The following is a 17,333-nucleotide window of genomic DNA, read 5'->3' as shown; positions in this document are numbered from 1 at the left end:
GCTCCGCCGCACTGGCCGCCGAGATCCCCAGGTCGCTCATGGGCCGAGCCTATTTCACCCTTCGCAACAAAGCCTGTGCAACCACTCCGGCTCGTGCCACCAGTACTCCGGGTCATGTGCGTGAGCCTGCGATGCGGTCAGCGGTTGAGGAGTGTTGCCCGCAGCAACCAACGCGGGCGCCACCGGCTGAGCCGTGAAGGGCGCGAGCAACTCGTCGACGGTGTGCAGCTTCCCGCCCACCATCACCTGCTGAACCGCGGCCGCATGCGTGATGTCGAGCAGCGGATTACCCCGGACGAACGACAGATCCGCCTGCGCACCCACCTGGACAACCCCGAGCCTGTCCTCGAGCGCAAGCCACTTGGCCGGGTTCCGCGTCGCGGTCGTCAACGCCTCGAACGGCGTGAAGCCGCCCGCGACCATCGACCGCAGATTCGCATGCAGCGAGATGGCGGGATTGTCGAGCGGCGAATCCGTACCGGAGATCACCAGCCCGCCACCCCGATGAATCCGCAACACCATGTCCACGTTCCCCGCGAGCAAGGCCCGCGTGGTCACCCCAGCAGGACCGGCCGCCGTCTGCACCTTGGCCTGCAACGCGGCGTACTCCCACGCCGGATACAGCGTCGTCGTCCGTACGTCGGTCACCAGCGACTGATCGTCCACATGAGCCATCGTCGAGTTGAACAGCGTCGGCGTCACCGAGAGCCCCGCCCTGGTGAAGAGCGTGACGACATCGCCGTACGCGCGACCGAGCCGGCTGACGGTATGCGAGTAGCCGAGCCGATTCGTCGCGCCCGTGTGCTCCATCCCATCCATCCCGAGATGCTCAGCCGGGTACAGATAATGCGACGACAACTGCAGCCCGAGCCGATGAACGGCCGCGATCACCCGCCGCTGGTACTCGACCGGCAACCGCACATACGTCTTCACCAGGTCGTACGCGAGCCCCTCGACCCGATCGAGCTCCAGCCCGAGCTGCCGCAGCGACAGCGTCGGCCGCATGAAGTTGTAGTAGACCCGGGACCCGTCGATCGCCTCACCCGTCGCGAAGTACCGCGGCCCGGTCAGCGACCCGTGCGAGAGCGCTTCCCGGGTCTCCTGCATCTGGTACGCCGGATCGCCCGGCGACCGCGTACTCGTCACCCCGTAGGCCAGCCAGACGTTCCCCTGCCGCGACCCCCAAGCGCGTCCCCGCAGATGCCAGTGCACATGCGCATCGATCAAACCGGGCATCACGGTCAGCCCGCTCGCGTCGATGTCCGCCTTGCCGTGATGCGGCCGGATCGCGGCAACCCGAGACCCGTCCACGACGATGTCGACGTCTTGCCGCAACTCCTTGGCCCGTCCGTCCCAGAGTGCCCCGGCGTGGATGGTGACGTGCTGGTTGATCGTCGGGCGCTGCCAGTGGAGGTCGAGCTTGATCGTCTGGGGTCGCGAGCCCCTCCGGTCAGTACGGCGTAGTTGTCCGTTGTGCAGGTAGAGCAAGGTGTTGTCGTCTTGCCAGACCGGTGAGTCGGTCGACTCGTCGGTGACCGCGCGTGGGTCGCCGGTGAAGCGGCCGCGACGGTCGACCGGTACGACGTACAGGAGACTCTCGACGACGAAGGCGAGCCACTTGCCGTTGGGGGAGAAGACCGGGCCGTCGTCGCCTCTGGTGGCGAGCGAGCGGAACGGCATCGGTTCGACGTACTCGAGGGCGGTGGTCGCGACGTCGACGTACAGGAGCTGGCTGGTACCTTCGCGGAACCGCTTGGAGAACGGCTTGACCGCGCCGAGCACGATCGTGCTGGCGTCGGCGGACCAGCTGACCCGGCCGGGCTGGAAGAGCGTCGGGGTGAGCTGGCGGACCTGACCCGAGTCGAGGTCGAGGACCCAGGCGATGCCGTCCTGGTCCTGGTAGGCGATCTGTTTGCCGTCGGGGGAGTAGCGCGCCGCGGTCTGGGCCCCCGGCAACGACGAGAGCTTGCGGTCGGTACCGGTCGCCAGGTCGTGCGACCAGAGATCCGCCGTACCGTCGCGATCGCTTGCGTAGAGCAACGACTTGCCGTCCGCGGAGAAGTCCGGGTCGGAGTTGAAGTAGCCGTCGGCAACGAGTTTGCGTGGTTTTCCGCGGCCGCTGGTCTCGGCGAGCCACAGGGCGTTCAGGGCGCGGAAGGCGAGCCAGCGGCCGTCGGGGGAGACGGTCGGGCCGGCGATGCCCAGGACGCGGTGGCGTTTGGTCGACTCGATGTCGGGCGTCTTCGGTCGCGGCCGCTTTGCGGTGACCGGGACGGCGGCCGTGAAGGCGACGACGGTGTCGGCTTTGAGCTTTCGTACCAGGCCGTCGGCTGTGTAGTAGAGCTCGCCGGTGGGGTCCCAGGAGGGTGGCAGGGCGAAGACATCCTTGCCGCTCGTCACCGGTTGGTCGCCGATCATGAGTTCGCTGGCCGGGCCGGTCAGCCGGACGTAGGCGAGCTGGCCGGTGGGCGAGTACGACGGTCCGTAGACGCTGCTGCCAGTGCGCGCCGCGACCACGGTACGGCGTTGTCCGGTGGTCAGGTCGAGCTCGATGATGGCGGACGCGTCGACGGTGAAGGCGATCTTCGTTCCATCGGGGGAGTAGACCGGCTCGGCCTCTTCGCTCGGGTCGTCGGTCAGGGCGACGATCGCGCCGGTGGCGAGGGTGAGCCGGTGGATGCCGTAGTTGCCGTTGCCGCCGCGGTCCGACGAGAACACGATTGACTTCCCGTCGGGCGCGACCATCGGCTCCCGATGATCGAAGCGGCCGGTCGTCAACTGCCGCAATCCGGACCCGTCTGGCCGGATCGTCCACAGGTGGAAGTTCCCGTCCCGGTAGGACTGGAAGACCAGGCCGGCGCCGTCGGGCGTCCACCGCGGGCGGGTCGCGTCCTGCAGGTCATCGGTCAGCCGCCGCGACTGACCGCCTTGGGCCGGCGTCACCCAGATCGCGGTGACCAGGTCGAACGCCAGCCATCGCCCGTCCGGCGACACCGACACCATGAAGTTGGTGCCCTGACTCAGATTCGCCGATCCACCGGTACTTCGAGGCTCGGCGGCCGGTGCAGCCTCGGCCGAGCCGATCGGCAAGGCGCCGGCGACGGCCACCCCACCGGTCAACTGCAGCGCCCGGCGCCGCGAAACACTCCAGATTCCAGGGTCCTCAGAACTCATCATGCCGTCCAATCCCTCGGGGCGGTGGGGACCCCTCCGAACCTGCCACCGCAACCCGGATCGGTTCAGCCCGTCCGGCCCGCCACTCGCTGAACGGCCGATTCGCTGCGCCGAACGGCACCCCTCTATCGTCACCCCATGAATCCCGAGCCCCCCAACCCCCGGCCGGCGCCGTCCGAGCCCGGAGCGGCGTCGGCCAAGGTCCGGGCGGTGCCACCCCGGGCGGCGGCTGGGATTGCCGTGGCCGCGTGTTTGGTGATCGCGCTGGCGGCTGCCTTCGCGGTCGACAGCCGGCTCGACCGGCACTGGATTCTGCGCGGGATCACGCTGGTGGTAGCACTTGCGTGCGCCGCGGTGCTGGCAGGCGAGAACGACCGCAAGGCGCGGCCGATCATCGGGTTGGTCGGGGTGGTGATGTTCGGCGTGGTCTTCCCGGTGAGCTCGACCACCTGGTCCCAGCCCCCGGAGATCAAGTTCGCCCTTGCCGTGGCCGACGACGCGAAGGCCGCCGCGGAGAAGCAAGCCGCGAGCACCGTCAGCATCGCTGACGTGAAGGCCGCGGCCGAGGCCCGAGGCGGCGCCATCGGCACCCTCAAAACCGACCGCAGCCCCACAGTCCGCGGCGCCGACGCGTACCCCTTGATCATCCGCGCCAAGCAGGACCAGGGTCGCCCCTGGTCCTGCCTCACGTTCGTACACGGCCTCGACGCCAAGGTCCGCGCCTGCTGACCACTGTCCCAAGTCTTTTGACCACAGTGTGAGAAATCGATTTCCAGGCCTGTCGACGGGCCATGCCGGACCCTAGGCTCGGGCGCATGACTCTTCCGAACCTGTCCGGGATCAGCGCGGTCGTCGACGTCCAGACCCGCTCCATCAGCGCGGAGAACCCGACCGGCGAGCCCGGCCAGGGCGGTCGGCGTACCGAGGGAACCGGGGCGCATGCCGCTCGTGAGCTCGGGGTCGGCTGGAAGGTGTCGCCGTCGATCGAGATCGCCGCGGGGGAGACGGTGACGCTCGCGGACATCGCCGGGCCGGGCTGCATCACGCACATCTGGCTCACCACGCACAGCGACAACTGGCGTCGGCTGGTGCTGCGCGGACACTGGGACGGTGACGAGGCGCCGGCGATCGAGGCGCCGGTGGGCGACTTCTTCTGCTCGGGGTGGGGACGGTTCGCGCAGGTCAACTCGCTGCCGGTCGCGGTGAACCCCAATGGCGGCTTCAACTGCTACTGGGAGATGCCGTTCCGGTCGCAGGCTCAGTTGACGCTCGAGAACACCGCGGACACCTCTGTGGTCGTCTACTTCCAGGTGGACTACTGGCTGGGGGCGGTTGCCGACGGATCGGCGTACCTGCACACGCAGTGGCGGCGGAGCAATCCGTTGGCTTCGGCGGCCGTCCACACGTTGCTTGATGGCGTGGCGGGGCCGGGGCATTACGTGGGGACGTATCTGGCCTGGGGTGTGAACAGCAGCGGGTGGTGGGGCGAGGGGGAGGTCAAGTTCTACGTCGACGATGACGACGAGTTCCCGACGATCTGTGGGACGGGGACCGAGGACTACTTCGGCGGTGCGTGGAACTTCGACCTGGGGGCGGACCGTGGTGGGTACACGGAGTTCAGTACGCCGTACCTGGGGTTGCCGCAGGTTCTGCGGCCGGACGGCCAGTACCAGAGTCAGCAGCGGTTCGGGATGTACCGGTTCCATCTGCCTGACCCGATTCGGTTCCGCACGCGGCTGCGGGTCGACGTACAGGCGCTGGGGTGGCGGTCGGGTGGGCGGTACTTGCCGCTGCAGGACGACATCGCGTCGACCGCGTTCTTCTACTCCACCGCTACCTCGACTGCGCGGCCTGCTGCTCCTACTGCTGACGTGATGGAGATTCTTTAGGGGATTGGTAGCGGGTGATCCAGTGCGGAGGCCGTGAGGACAACCAGGGCGGTGGTCCAGGCCAGGGGTGCTCCGCCGGCGGGCTTGAGATCGCGGTTGACCTTCTCCGGCAGTGAGCCGGTAGTGGTGCGGTGGGAGTCGAGCCAGGCGAGCAGTTCGTTCGCGGTACTACGGTCGCCGCGAGCGGCTGCGCTCAACGCGAACAGGGCCGTCTGCGGCGTCCAGGAGACTCCGTCGGTGCGCCACTCCTCGCCGGGGGTGACGCCGCCGTTGGGTTGCGTGAGTACGTCGCGGGTGTGCTCGATCGCCTTCGTCACGACGTCGCGGGCGGGGGCGAAGGGCGGGCCGAGGACCGTGACGATCGCGTCGGCGCCGCCTTGCAGGGTTGCTGGTTCGACGCCTGGCTCGACGAAGCTGACGGCCCTGGCCGGGGTCCGCGGGTAGGTCGGGCCGAAGTGCTTGTCGGTTGCTTCGGTCAGTCGCTCGAGGGCTGTCTGCCAGTGCGCTACTTCGTCGCTGTGGTTGAGGGTTCTGGCGATCGCCAGGCCGGAGCGGAGGCCGGTGAGGAGCGGGGCGATGGTGCCGAGGGTGACCTGGTCCTCGGGGCGCTCCCAATAGTCGGGGGAGGGGTCGGGCAGACCTGTTTGCTGGATTTCGGCGACGATCTGGTCGCCTGATTCCTTAACCATCGGCCAGTACTTGGTGAGCGTTGTGGTGCTTTCTGCTCCACCCCGATTTGGGCTGGACTGGGCTTCGCCGCAGAACCAGGTTGCCCAGAGGACCCAGCCGGAGCCGTCGAGTTGGGGTTCGCGGCCGTCTTGGGGTTCGTTGCCGTCCGGAGCGGAGTACCTTGCCGCCCACCGGCCTTTCGACGGCCGGATCTTGTTGAGGAATCCCAGTACCTTGTCGGCTTCGGCGTACTGGCCGATCGAGCAGCGGGCGGCGGCGACGAACGAGGCGTCGCGCGGCCAGACGAATCGCCACGGGCCGTTCCAGCCGGCCAGGGTCGCGCCGTCGGGCAGGGTGAGAGCGTCGAGATCGATCAGCGCGTCGCGAATCAGCTCGGGCCTGGCCAGGTCGGCCTCGTCGGTGGGGGACTCCAGCGCGGTCGGGCCCGCGCGGCCGGTGATGCCCTCGGCAACCAATTGTGGCTGGGGGTTGCGGCGGAGGTTGGCGGCGGTGCCGGTTGCGAGGACGGCGAGTAGGAGCGCGATTACGGCGTACGGGAACCAACGCACGCGTCGCGCGCTGTTGTCGCGCATCTCGCCCTCCCTCCTACTGTCCCAGGTGTTGCACCTCGGCCTCGAACTTGCGCCGGGGCGCCAGCTCGACCAGGTACATGGCCGACATCACCAGTGCGCCGCCGATCAGCATCCGCGCGGTCACACTGTCCGATCCGAAGAGTACGGCGAAAGCGGAAGCGAACACCGGCTCCATTGTCATCGCGATCGCCGCCCGGGTCGGCGTCAGGTGCGCCTGAGCCCAGGTCTGCACGATCAGCGCGACCGCGCCGGCGATCAGCGCCATGTAGATGACGGCGATCCAGTCGCCGGTGCCACTCGGCAGCGAGAACCCGCCGGGGATGGCGCCGATGCCGCAGACGACGGTGATCGTGACCATCTGAAGCGCGGACAACCCGAACGCGCTCGACGGTGTCGACCAGGCGCCGAGGCCGATGATGTGCAGCGCGTACAGGCCCGCCGACGCAAGCGTCAGCAACTCACCCGTCCCCATGCTGAACCCGCGCAACGACAGCACTCCGAGCCCAACCGTCGCGAGCGCAACCGCAACCCAAGCCCACTTCCCGATCTTGTGCCGCAGAATGACCGCTGCCAGCAACGGCGTGAACACGACGTACATACCGGTCACAAACCCGGACACGCTGGCCGATGTATGCCGTAATCCCTCGGTCTGTACGAGCTGCGCGACCCCGTACACGATGCCCAAGGCAACACCCCGGCCGCGATCCAGCCGGCTGAGCTTGGAGATCGCCGGCGGATGGATCGCGATCAACGCCACCGAGGCGATCAGAAACCGCAACGCCAGGTAATCGGCCACATCCATCCGGGTCAGCAGATCCTTGGTCAAAAAGAACGTAGACCCCCAAGCCGCCGCCACCGCAAGCAAGGCCAACACAGCAACACGCGACCGATTCACCACCAAAGCCTCTCAGACACCTGACATTCCCAAGGAATCGGCTGGCTGAAGGTACTCCCCACGCTGCGTCGCGCGAGTTGCGAGGGTAGGCACCCACGTTGCTCAAGCGACCGTCGACCGAACTGCTGTTCGCCTGCGGGGTGCTCCGCTGCCGGGTGAGGTCCGCACGCCGCCGATGGCCTCAGCGATGCCGGTGGTCGCGCTCATCTTGGTGGCCTAGGCCACGAGTACCTTTCTGGACATCTGAATCCCTGATCCGTTCAGGCGCGGTGATGAGGTTGCGTGGCGTCTTCTGTGCTGGTGAGGGTCGCGGCGATGTCTTCGGCCCAGGCGGCGATCAGTGGCCAGTCGCGGGAGTCGCCTGCCAGCTTGCTGTTGGCGAGGTGGCGGGCGAGGAAACCCTTGGCGGTGGCAGGGAGGATGGCGCCCGCGAAGGTGGTGGCGGGGGCCGCGCCGATCCGGTGGGCGAGGCGGTGGACGTTGGCCGGCATGTCCTGGAGCTGCTCACGGTCGGGGCCGACCGGGCCGCTGTGGAACAGCCAGACGCGCCGGTCGCCGAGCTCTTCGGCGTACCTGCGGAGGAACCGGACCGCCTCCGGCCGCCATCGCCGGAGGTAGATCGCGCTGCCGAGGACGACGGCGTCGTACTGCGTGATGGAGTCGACCCCGGTCACGTCGCGGACGTCGGCAAGGTGGCCGCGTTCGCGCAGTACGGCGCCGACAGCCTCCGCGATCCCGGCCGTCGCCCCCATCTTGCTGGCGTAGGCCACCAGAACCTTGCTGGGCATCAAGACCTCCTTCGCCACCCGGTGATAGCTCCAGCAAACGCTGGTCGGGGCACCGCTTGCAGGGCCGAAGGTCCTGAGGACGGTGGACCGATGGATCGGTCCCGAGAGGTGCCCGGCCGAACGAGGACCTTCGGCCCTGACCAGCAGTCGCGGGTTGTCCTCGAATGGAAACGACCCCACCGAACTCGTCGCCCGATCGCAGTCAGATCCAGAGGAGAACGCATCATGAGCGAGAACCTGTACGTCGTCAGCTGCGCCGGGCAGCCGGGATTCGTGATCACGCCGGCCGCCTACCGGGAGTTCCTCCAGGCGGCCCGGCTCCGGCCGCTCGTCGCGACGCAGCTTCGGCGGCTTCGCGGAGGGGCGGATCTGGTTGCCGTGGGCGCCTTCATCCGTACCGCGTACTTCGACGCCGAACTGCCGGCCGAGCTTGCCGAAGCGATCGTGTGCGCCTACCGGCAGTGCGGGCGAACCGGCGCCGAGATGGTGGTGGGACCGGTGATCACCGACGACCAGCTCGACGAGTTCCTGACCGGGCCGCACGAGATCCTCTTCGGCGTGAAGGGGGAGCGGGCGCTCCTGGCGGCGGTCAAGCGCTGCTGGGGCTCACTGTTCACCGACCGGGCGATCGTCTATCGCGAGGTGCGCGACATCGACCACCTGACCGTCGACCTCGCGATCCAGGTCGAGCCGATGACAGCTTGGTCGGCGACCGGGCCGGCCCTCGAGGGCGCCTCGGCGGTCTGAACCGCAGTCACCGTCCCCGCAGCGCCGAGGCGTGGTCGGGGACCTGGGTCTGCATCTCCCGCGGAGTCCGCTCGTATCCCTTGCAGGGTCGGCGTGGCGGCAGCTCGAGTGGGGGGCGTTGCACTTCGTAGTACGGGATGGTCGAGATCAGGTGCACGATCATGTTGATCCGCGCGGACCTCTTGTCCTCGCTCTCGACGACGTACCACGGCGCCTGCGGTACGTCGGTGTGGACGAACATCTCGTGCTTGGCGCGCGAGCTGTCCTCCCAGCGGGAGATCGGACTCCGCGGTCACGACGGGCCTGCTTCCGGGATCGGCCAGTGCCAGTCGCGGATTTCGGGGAGGTCTTCGCCGTGTTCGAGGATGTAGGCGTGGTGGCGGGCCCGTTGGTCGGTCAGCCATTGCCGGAAGGCGACCGCGCGCTGGGCCAGGCCGGGGACGCGGTCGATCACGTCCATGGCGAGGTGGAAGCGGTCGAGGTCGTTGCGGACCACCATGTCGAACGGGGTGGTGGTCGTGCCTTCTTCCTTGTAGCCGCGCACGTGCAGGTGCTCGTGTCCGGTCCGCCTGTAGGTCAGGCGGTGGATCAGCCAGGGATAGCCGTGGTACGCGAAGATGACCGGCTTGTCGGTGGTGAAGAGCGCGTCGTACTCCGGATCGGCAAGCCCGTGCGGGTGCTCGCCGGCCGGTTGCAGGCGCATCAGGTCGACGACGTTGACGACCCGGATCCGCAGCTCAGGCAGGTGTTCACGCAGCAGGCTGACCGCGGCGAGCGTCTCCAGCGTCGGTACGTCGCCGGCGCAGGCCATCACCACGTCGGGCTCGCCCTCGTCGTTGCTCGCCCAGGTCCAGACGCCCAGGCCGCGAGCGCAGTGCAGCTCGGCCGCCTCGAGGTCCAGCCAGTCCTCCTGCGGGCTCTTGCCGGCCACGATCACGTTGATGTGGTCGCGGCCGGCCAGGCAGTGCTTGGCTGTCGACAGCAGGGTGTTGGTGTCCGGCGGCAGGTACACGCGGATCACTTCGGCCTTCTTGTTCACCACGTGATCGATGAACCCGGGGTCCTGGTGGGAGAAGCCGTTGTGGTCCTGCCGCCAGACGTGCGAGGTCAGCAGGTAGTTGAGCGACGGGATCGGCCGGCGCCAGGGCAGTTTGCCGGTGACCTTGAGCCACTTGGCATGCTGGTTGACCATCGAGTCGACGATGTGCACGAAGGCTTCGTAGCAGGAGAACCAGCCATGCCGGCCGGTCAGCAGGTAGCCCTCGAGCCAGCCCTGGCAGGTGTGTTCGCTGAGGATCTCCATCACCCGGCCGTCGACCGCGAGGTGTTCGTCGGTCGGCAGTACGGCGGCGTTCCAGGCTTTCGCGGTGACGTCGTACAGGGCGTCGAGGCGGTTGGAGGCGGTCTCGTCGGGTCCGACGACGCGGAAGTTGCGTTCGGACTCGTTGGCTCGCATCACGTCGCGCAGGTAGCGGCCGAGCATCCGGGTCGGCTCGTGCGGCCCACTGCCGGGGTGCGGTACGTCGACGGCGTACGCGGCAAGGTCCGGGAGTTCCAGATCGCGCGTGAGCAGTCCACCGTTGGCGTGTGGGTTCGAGCCCATCCGCCGGTCGCCCTCGGGAATCAGGTCCAGCAGCCGCGGTACGGGTCGGCCCTGTTCGTCGAACAGCTCCTCGGGCCGGTAGCTGCGCATCCAGGTCTCCAGCATCGCAAGGTGTTCCGGCGACGTCCGTACGCCGGACAGCGGCACCTGGTGAGCCCGCCACGTGCCCTCGACCTGGACTCCGTCGACCTCATGCGGTCCGGTCCAGCCCTTCGGCGTACGGAGCACGATCATCGGCCAGCTCCGGCGCGGTGCGTCGGGATCGTCCTTGGCCTCGTTCTGGATGTCCGCGATGTCGTCGAGCGCGCGGTCGAGAGTGGCGGCGAGCTGCTGGTGCACGAGTTCGGGGTCGTCGCCGGATACCAGGTAGGGGCGGTGGCCGTACCCCTCGAGGAGACTGGTGAGCTCGTTCTCGCCGATCCGGGCTAGGACCGCCGGGTTGGCGATCTTGTAGCCGTTGAGGTGCAGGATCGGCAGTACCGCTCCGTCGGTGCGCGGGTCGATGAACTTGTTCGAGTGCCACGAGGCTGCCAGCGGACCGGTCTCGGCCTCGCCGTCGCCGATGACACAGGCGACGATCAGCTCCGGGTTGTCCAGTACGGCGCCGTATGCGTGGCTGAGCGAGTAGCCGAGCTCTCCACCCTCGTGGATCGAGCCCGGCAGCTCGGGCGCGACGTGGCTCGGGATCCCACCAGGGAAGGAGAACTGGCGGAACAGGTGGTTCATGCCGTGCTCGTCGCGCGGTACATCCGGGTAGGTCTCGCTGTAGCTGCCCTCGAGCCAGGTGTTCGCCGCGATCGCGGGACCGCCGTGACCGGGGCCGATGATGTACATCATGTCGAGGTCGCGCAGTCTGATCACGCGGTTGAGGTGGACGTAGATCATGTTCAGGCCAGGCGTCGTTCCCCAGTGCCCGAGCAGCCGCGGCTTGACGCTGTCAGCCTTGAGCGGCCTGGTCAGCAACGCGTTGTCCAGCAGATAGATCTGCCCGACGGACAAGTAGTTGGCTGCCCGCCAGTAGGCGTCCAACGCGGCCGCCTCGTCGGATGTCAGCGGCTTGTCAGCTACCTGTTCCATCTTGTTTCTCCCAGCTCGGTCGGATCTCATCAGCCTGGTCGACCGGACGTGCCGGGGTCAGGGCCGAAGGTCCCGTAGGGCAAGGTCCCTCCGACCCTGCCGCTCAGGCCGTCCAGGAGGTCGACTGGGGTATCAGTGACACAGCGGACCAAGGGGCGACAGCGGATGAACACTCTCGGGCACCTGGAGGCTCCTGGGCCGGGCGACGCTCCGCCCCGGCCGGCAGCCGCCGGCTGGGACGCCCTGGCCACCGATGGGTCAGTGGTTCATCTGCGGCCGATCGCTCGCGACGACGAGCCCGCGCTGAAAGCGATCAACCACCGGGTCTCCGATCGGTCGATCTACCTGCGGTTCTTCGGTGTCAGCCGGCTGGCCGCGGACGAGCACACGCGGCACCTGGTGGACTCCGATCCGGCCGATCGTCAGGTGGCGCTGGTCGCCGAGGTCGACGGAGCCGTGGCCGGAGTCGCCAGTTATGAGCTGATCAGTGCCGGTGAAGCGGAGATGGCGTTCCTGGTCGATGACTCGATGCATGGTCGTGGCCTGGGCACCCTGCTGCTCGAGCAGCTCGCCGCGGTCGCCCGCGAGCGGGGTGTCAAGACGCTGCGGGCCGAAACCCTCGCCGAGAACGCGCCGATGTTGCGGGTGTTCCTCGGGTCGGGGTTTCGCGAGGTCCATCGGTTCGAGGAAGGCGTGGTGGAGCTGTCGCTCGACACCGCCTACGACGCGCTCACGCTGGACCGGATGGCCGAGCGGGAAAGCGCGGCCGAGTCGCGGTCGCTGCGACCGGTGCTGTCACCTCGCTCCGTCGCCGTGATCGGCGCCGGCGGCAAACTTGGCGGGATCGGCCCCGAAGTGCTGCTAAATCTCGTCGACGGCGGCTTCAGCGGCGACCTGTACGCCGTGCATCCGAACACCGACCGGATCGGCGACGTGACCGTGTTCCCGAGCATCGCCGACGTGCCCGGACCGGTCGATCTGGCGGTGATCGCGGTCCCGGTCGGCCAGGTGCGCGGCGTGGTCGAGCAATGCGGCCTGGCCGGAGTCGGGGGAGCCGTCATCCTGACCTCGGGATTCCCGGAGCTGGGACCCGACGGCCGCCAGGAGTTGCTCGCGCTCGCCCGCCGGCACAGCCTCCGGTTGATCGGCCCGAACTGCCTGGGCGTCGTCAACACCGACCCGGAGGTCCGGCTGGACGCGACGTTCGCGAACGCCCGGCCCGAGCCCGGGGGGCTGGCGCTCGCCGCGCAGTCCGGCGCGGTCGGCATCGCCGTTCTCGATCATGCCGGCCGGATCGGGCCGGGGGTCTCCGAGTTCGTGTCGCTGGGCGACAAGGCAGATGTCAGCGGCAACGATCTCCTGCTGCACTGGTGGAACGATCCGCGGACCGACGTGATCGGCCTCTACCTGGAGTCGTTCGGCAATCCGCGCAAGTTCGGCCGCCTCGCCCGGCTGGTCGGGCGGAAGAAGCCTGTCTTGGTGGTGAAGGGCGGCCGTTCGACCGGTGGTCGCCGGGCGCGTGCCTCCCACCCGGCAGCGGCGGCGACGCCGGACACCGCTGTCGATGCGCTGTTCGAGCAGTCCGGCGTACTGCGGATGGAGACGCTGGAGGAGCTCATCGACACAGCCCGAGTGCTCTCCGGTCGCCCGCTGCCGAAGGGCCCGAGACTGGCGATCGTCGGCAACGCGGGCGGCGCCGGAGTACTGGCTGCCGACGCGGCGGCCGCGGCCGGGCTCGAGGTACCGGAGTTCAGCCCGGCGACGATGAACGCGCTGGCCGGCGCAGTCGGTCCCGCCAACCCGGTCGACCTCGGTGCCGCCGCGACACCGCAGACGCTGGAACACGCGATCAGGATCATCCTCGCCAGCGGTGAGGTGGATGCCGTCCTGGTCACCTATGCGGCGACCCGCGGGGGTCACGTCGACGATACTTACGCTGCGATCGCCCGCGCCACCGCCGATGCCACGGTGCCGGTACTCGTCAACTGCCTTGGCGCTCCTAAGGCTCCGACGCAGGTCGTCCTGGAGAACGGCTCCAAGCTTCCGGTTTACGCGTTCCCCGAGACAGCGGTTCGCGCTCTCGGCCATGCAGTCCGGTACGCCGCCTGGCGCGCCCGGCCGCAAGGCGTCGTACCGGAGGTCACCGGCGTCGACAAGGATGCTGCCCGGGCCGTCGCGAGGCGCTATCTCAACAGTCATCCCACCGGTGGATGGCTCGATCCGGCGTATGCCGAGCAACTGATGGTGTGTGCCGGCATCCCAGTGGTCGACCAAGCGCCGACTGGAGTGGAGTTGCTCGCCGGGCTTGTCCGCGACCCGCTCTTCGGCCCGGTGCTGATGATCGGCGGCGGTGGCGTACTCACTGACCTATTGGCCGACCGTAGGTGGCGTGGCCTGCCACTCACCGACCTTGATGCCATGGACATGGTGCGGTCGTTGCGCTGCGCAGCCGGGGCGGACGAGCCCGCGGTACTAGAGGTCCTGCACCGGCTCGCGTGGCTGGCCGAAGCGGTACCGGAGCTCGCCGAACTCGACATCAACCCCTTGACAGCCACTCCCACCGGCGTACTCGCGGCAAACGTGAAGGTCCGCCTGACACCGGCGCCCCCAGACCCGGACTGCTACTCCCGCCACCTCGGCAATGAAGGTGGCATCCGATGTTTTGTTGCTTCAGGCATCTGAACAGGCTTGGACGATCCCGGGGTGCCAGTCGTCGACCAGGCTGTCGAGGGTCTGCTGCCAGGGGAGCCTCGGTGTCTCGGCCGCGGTCTGGGCCGGGTAGCCGGCTCGCAGGATCAGCTGAGGGCGGGGGCTGCGACCCACCAGCTCCTGGACGTGGGACCGCAACTGCGCGTATTCGACCGCCTGGTTGAGGAACGAGACGGTCAGGTCGTATGAAGTTGCTATCAGCAACAGATGCTGGAGCGCCATCCCCGCTCGCGTCCACGCCACCGGGTCGTCGGCGGCGGTGGTGAGAACCGCGATCCGTGGGTTCGTCTCGAAGACGGCGCTGCTGCGGGCGTGGTGGTCGAAGCCGGCGGCCAGATCGCGGACGATGGCGGACCGCGCCGGCAGCGGCCCCAGTGCGGCTTGGGGGACACCGTCCCGAGTGCGGTCGCCGCCGATCCAGCGGCCCCGTTCGGTCAGCCGGTCCTCGTCGTGCAGGTCGAGGTAGTCGGCCGCGTGCAGGATCCGCTTGAGCTGGGTCTCGGCGTACTGGTCCAGCCAGCGGAGTTCGGCACCCTCTGCTCGAGCAGCGGCGTTGAGCTGCTCGAGCACGAGGGGCGAGACGACGGCGGCCATCAGCGGTCCGCGATACGTGTGGCGGCGGCGCAGTTCGCCGTACAGGCTGCCGATCGGGGAGGTGGCCGTGGGCCGGCGGGAACCGAGGAAGATCCGGACCGCGACGTCAGGGCGGTCCGGGTCCGGGTCGACGGCGAGCGTGGTCTCGAAGCCGAGCATCGCGGCGGTCACCCGAAGGTTGAACGCGGCAGCGCCGAGCCCGATCCGGGTCATTCGCCCGGAGCGGTCCTCGGCCGGCAACGTCCGGTCCTCGTCGAGAAGGACGTCGACCACCCGGCCGGTGACCTCGAAGCGCCACGGCTGGGTGTTGTGCATCGACGGCGCCAGTCCGGCCGAGCTGATCAGGATGCGGAGCTCGTCCTGGCTGAGGACAGGGTTGTCGTACCGGATCACCATGGCCGGACTGCTTCCAGGTGCCGTGGCTGCCCGGATTCGGTCGCCGTGAGTTGTGCGGAGAGTGCTGGATTCTCGGCTTCCTGGCTGAAGCGCAGCAGGAGCCGGCCCAGTGCGCGCAGGCCGGCCAGGATCTCGGTGGCCTGCAACCGGAGCTGGGGGGTCTGGCCGAACCGGATGAGTTCGAGCCGCAGGTCGTCCAGCCGGCTGACCAGGTCACCGAGTTCGTCGACGATGATCAGGTTGAACACGGCCAGCGCGCGCGGGGCCGCACTGTCCGGCATGGCTGGAAGGAGCGGAAGCCGGTCGGTCTCGAGCCGCGGCAGAACCTTGTGCCGGTACGCGCCAGAGGTCCGCTGCAGGATCATCAGCAGCTTCTCCGGCTCGGTCCAGCCCTCGGCCGTGCATTCGGCTTCGAGTTCGGCCAGGTCGTTCTCCCAGCGAGTGATCTCGGCTCGCATCGCGGTCAGGCTGGTCATCAGGACTTCTCGGCGCCGGTGTGGACGAAGTCGGCTACGGGGCGGCGTGGGGTCGTGTCCTGCACGGTGCTGTGGCCGAACCGGATCACCATGTGGGCGAAGCCGGGTTTGCCGGTGATGCCCTGAACCTTGCGGCGCAGGTCGTCGAACTCCAACGGCTGGTTGAGGAACGCGGCCTTCAGGCCCTCACGGGTGGCGACCAGCAGGGTGCGCTGCAGGGCCAGACCGGCGGCGAGTTGGTCGACCGTGGAATCGCCAGTGGTGAACAGGACCGCCAGTGCAGGCTCGGCTTCGAAGGTCGCGCGCGCCCTGGTCCGGTCCGTCGGCCGGGTGCCGAGGTCACGTACCGGTGACGGGTAGCTGGCCGACCGGGGCCCGAGCACCGAGCTGGGCACACCGTCGGTGGCACGAACGCCGCCCACCCAGTGAGCCCGCTCGGCGCGGCGGTGCCAGTCGCCGATCTCGCGCAGGTCGGTATCGATCAGCAGCCCGAGTACTTCGTGGACCGCGACGGCCGGGAGCCAGGTGAGATCGGCGTTCTCGGTCCTGGCGGCCTGGGTCAGTGCGATCAGAGCGTCGGTCGGCACGTTGACCGCTCGGACGGGTTCGCGACTGGTGTGCCGGCGGGGGATCTGCAGGAAGAGCTCGGTGAGCTTGCGATCGGGCGTGTCGGTCGGTTCGAGGACCATCCGGGCGACCAGCTCGGGCTCGGTCGGGTCAGGCACCAGACCGAACCAGCTGTCGTAGCCCAGCGAGGCCGCGGCGCAGCGCAGGTTGAAGGTCGCGGCGCCGGCGGCGATCCGCATCGCCCGGCCGGTCGGGTCCTCGGCCGGCAGCGCGCGGGCGCCGTCCAGGAAGACGTCGATCACTCGGCCGTTCACCTCGAAGCGCCAGGGCTGGGTGTTGTGCATGCTCGGCGCCGAGACCGCGGCGCTGAGCAGTACGTCGATCTGCACCATGGACAGCTGCTCTTCGGACATCAGGGGCCTCCTCGACCTGCTCGGGCGGCAACCACTGCCGCAGTACCAGCCTCGGCCCGCAGTACGCCGGCGCGCAGCAGGCATGGGTCCCGTCCGGTCGGGCCCTTCGGCACCAACGTCCATGACTACGTGCTCTGCCAGGACCGTCGTCCCGGCCGCCACGATCAGGGTGTCCCTACGAATCGGAAGGAAACACCATGACCACCACTTCGCTCCGGCAGCACAGCCCGGCCCCTGTTGAGCAGGCCCGCACTACGAGGGTGGCCGCTGGGCGAGCACTCGCCGTCCTGCGGATCGCCTACGGCCTGACCTTCTTGTGGGCCTTCGTCGACAAGGTCTTCGGTCTCGGTTTCGCGACCAAGTCCGGCAAGGGCTGGATCGACGGCGGCGACCCGACGGCCGGGTTCCTCGGCAAGGGCGCGACCGGTCCGTTCGCGGACTTCTACCACTCGCTGGTCGGCGACTTCTGGGTCACCCCGCTGTTCATGATCGGCCTGGCCGGCATCGGTCTCGCCCTGACCCTCGGCATCGGGATGCGGATCGCCGCCGTCGCCGGAACGCTGCTCTACGTGCTGATGTGGAGCGCGAGCCTGCCGCTCGAGACGAACCCCGTGCTGGACGACCACATCATCGGCGCCATCGCCCTGATCGCCCTCGCACTGGTTGCCGCTGGCAACGTCTGGGGTCTCGGCAAGCAGTGGTCCGGGATGTCGATCGTCAAGCACTACCCCTGGCTGCGGTGA

14 protein-coding genes are annotated in these 17,333 nt (G+C 68.6%); 5 read left to right on the top strand and 9 right to left on the bottom strand.

All coding sequences use genetic code 11. The features are described 5' to 3' along the window. Nucleotides 1–54: 54 nt before the first annotated feature. Entirely contained in the window at nt 55–3,177 is a 3,123-nt protein-coding gene (locus tag ACIA12_RS10865) for an amidohydrolase family protein (protein ID WP_396366715.1), read from the bottom strand. A 135-nt stretch (nt 3,178–3,312) separates the two neighbouring features. Between ACIA12_RS10865 and ACIA12_RS10860 the strand changes: the two genes are divergently transcribed. Together ACIA12_RS10860 and ACIA12_RS10855 are read left to right on the top strand one after the other, a co-directional pair. Then, nucleotides 3,313–3,903: a hypothetical protein gene (locus ACIA12_RS10860; protein ID WP_396366714.1), complete on the top strand. Its 591-nt coding sequence runs from the start codon at nt 3,313–3,315 to the stop codon at nt 3,901–3,903. A gap of 86 nt (nt 3,904–3,989) precedes the next feature. After that, nucleotides 3,990–5,063: a glycoside hydrolase family 172 protein gene (locus ACIA12_RS10855; protein ID WP_396366713.1), complete on the top strand. Its 1,074-nt coding sequence runs from the start codon at nt 3,990–3,992 to the stop codon at nt 5,061–5,063. Here ACIA12_RS10855 and ACIA12_RS10850 read toward each other — a convergent pair. From ACIA12_RS10850 to ACIA12_RS10840, 3 genes are all read right to left on the bottom strand, one after another. Then, entirely contained in the window at nt 5,060–6,325 is a 1,266-nt protein-coding gene (locus tag ACIA12_RS10850) for a glucoamylase (protein ID WP_396366712.1), read from the bottom strand. The genes ACIA12_RS10855 and ACIA12_RS10850 overlap by 4 nt on opposite strands. A gap of 13 nt (nt 6,326–6,338) precedes the next feature. Continuing rightward, nucleotides 6,339–7,199, bottom strand: coding sequence for a DMT family transporter (locus ACIA12_RS10845; RefSeq protein ID WP_396367156.1), 861 nt, complete (start codon nt 7,197–7,199; stop codon nt 6,339–6,341). A gap of 281 nt (nt 7,200–7,480) precedes the next feature. After that, nucleotides 7,481–8,008, bottom strand: a complete 528-nt coding sequence (locus ACIA12_RS10840) for a flavodoxin domain-containing protein (RefSeq protein ID WP_396366711.1) — start codon at nt 8,006–8,008, stop codon at nt 7,481–7,483. Between the two features lie 225 nt (nt 8,009–8,233). Between ACIA12_RS10840 and ACIA12_RS10835 the strand changes: the two genes are divergently transcribed. Then, nucleotides 8,234–8,755, top strand: a complete 522-nt coding sequence (locus ACIA12_RS10835) for a PEP/pyruvate-binding domain-containing protein (protein WP_396366710.1) — start codon at nt 8,234–8,236, stop codon at nt 8,753–8,755. Nucleotides 8,756–8,762: 7 nt separating this feature from the next. Here the strand turns inward: ACIA12_RS10835 and ACIA12_RS10830 are convergent, their stop codons facing one another. After that, on the bottom strand, nt 8,763–9,035 hold the full coding sequence (locus ACIA12_RS10830; RefSeq protein ID WP_396367155.1) for a hypothetical protein: 273 nt from the start codon (nt 9,033–9,035) through the stop codon (nt 8,763–8,765). Between the two features lie 12 nt (nt 9,036–9,047). Continuing rightward, nucleotides 9,048–11,435, bottom strand: a complete 2,388-nt coding sequence (locus ACIA12_RS10825) for a phosphoketolase (RefSeq protein ID WP_396366709.1) — start codon at nt 11,433–11,435, stop codon at nt 9,048–9,050. 165 nt (nt 11,436–11,600) lie between these two features. On the opposite strand from ACIA12_RS10825, the gene ACIA12_RS10820 reads away from it, so the two are divergent. Next, entirely contained in the window at nt 11,601–14,117 is a 2,517-nt protein-coding gene (locus ACIA12_RS10820) for a GNAT family N-acetyltransferase (RefSeq protein ID WP_396366708.1), read from the top strand. On the opposite strand, the gene ACIA12_RS10815 is transcribed toward ACIA12_RS10820, so the two are convergent. From ACIA12_RS10815 to ACIA12_RS10805, 3 genes are read right to left on the bottom strand one after another with little or no spacing between them, the layout of a single operon-like run. After that, nucleotides 14,106–15,134, bottom strand: a complete 1,029-nt coding sequence (locus tag ACIA12_RS10815; protein ID WP_396366707.1) for an Acg family FMN-binding oxidoreductase — start codon at nt 15,132–15,134, stop codon at nt 14,106–14,108. The two genes, ACIA12_RS10820 and ACIA12_RS10815, sit on opposite strands and share 12 nt — an antisense overlap. Next, on the bottom strand, nt 15,128–15,610 hold the full coding sequence (locus tag ACIA12_RS10810) for a hypothetical protein (RefSeq protein WP_396366706.1): 483 nt from the start codon (nt 15,608–15,610) through the stop codon (nt 15,128–15,130). Before ACIA12_RS10810 ends, ACIA12_RS10815 begins: the two co-directional genes overlap by 7 nt. Next, nucleotides 15,610–16,590 carry an Acg family FMN-binding oxidoreductase gene (locus tag ACIA12_RS10805; protein WP_396366705.1) on the bottom strand — a complete coding sequence of 327 codons (981 nt, stop codon included), beginning with the start codon at nt 16,588–16,590 and terminating at the stop codon, nt 15,610–15,612. The genes ACIA12_RS10810 and ACIA12_RS10805 overlap by 1 nt, the downstream gene beginning before the upstream one ends. A 197-nt stretch (nt 16,591–16,787) precedes the next feature. On the opposite strand from ACIA12_RS10805, the gene ACIA12_RS10800 reads away from it, so the two are divergent. Continuing rightward, complete coding sequence (locus tag ACIA12_RS10800; protein ID WP_396366704.1) at nt 16,788–17,333, top strand: hypothetical protein; 546 nt, start codon at nt 16,788–16,790, stop codon at nt 17,331–17,333.

Origin of the sequence: Kribbella sp. NPDC051620 (assembly GCF_044453825.1) — a bacterium.
In the GTDB taxonomy this organism is placed as follows: Bacteria; Actinomycetota; Actinomycetes; order Propionibacteriales; family Kribbellaceae; genus Kribbella.
The sequence above is the reverse complement of the archived record's forward strand: the minus strand, read 5'-3'. Positions and strand labels throughout refer to the sequence as shown.

Excerpts from the sequence above, each read along its gene's own strand:
- ACIA12_RS10840 (WP_396366711.1), bottom strand. The coding sequence starts at position 8,008 with ATGCCCAGCAAGGTTCTGGTGGCCTACGCCAGCAAGATGGGGGCGACG.
- ACIA12_RS10820 (WP_396366708.1), top strand. The coding sequence starts at position 11,601 with ATGAACACTCTCGGGCACCTGGAGGCTCCTGGGCCGGGCGACGCTCCG.
- ACIA12_RS10805 (WP_396366705.1), bottom strand. The coding sequence starts at position 16,590 with ATGTCCGAAGAGCAGCTGTCCATGGTGCAGATCGACGTACTGCTCAGC.
- ACIA12_RS10835 (WP_396366710.1), top strand. The coding sequence starts at position 8,234 with ATGAGCGAGAACCTGTACGTCGTCAGCTGCGCCGGGCAGCCGGGATTC.
- ACIA12_RS10800 (WP_396366704.1), top strand. The coding sequence starts at position 16,788 with ATGACCACCACTTCGCTCCGGCAGCACAGCCCGGCCCCTGTTGAGCAG.
- ACIA12_RS10855 (WP_396366713.1), top strand. The coding sequence starts at position 3,990 with ATGACTCTTCCGAACCTGTCCGGGATCAGCGCGGTCGTCGACGTCCAG.
- ACIA12_RS10850 (WP_396366712.1), bottom strand. The coding sequence starts at position 6,325 with ATGCGCGACAACAGCGCGCGACGCGTGCGTTGGTTCCCGTACGCCGTA.
- ACIA12_RS10815 (WP_396366707.1), bottom strand. The coding sequence starts at position 15,134 with ATGGTGATCCGGTACGACAACCCTGTCCTCAGCCAGGACGAGCTCCGC.
- ACIA12_RS10825 (WP_396366709.1), bottom strand. The coding sequence starts at position 11,435 with ATGGAACAGGTAGCTGACAAGCCGCTGACATCCGACGAGGCGGCCGCG.
- ACIA12_RS10810 (WP_396366706.1), bottom strand. The coding sequence starts at position 15,610 with ATGACCAGCCTGACCGCGATGCGAGCCGAGATCACTCGCTGGGAGAAC.
- ACIA12_RS10860 (WP_396366714.1), top strand. The coding sequence starts at position 3,313 with ATGAATCCCGAGCCCCCCAACCCCCGGCCGGCGCCGTCCGAGCCCGGA.
- ACIA12_RS10865 (WP_396366715.1), bottom strand. The coding sequence starts at position 3,177 with ATGATGAGTTCTGAGGACCCTGGAATCTGGAGTGTTTCGCGGCGCCGG.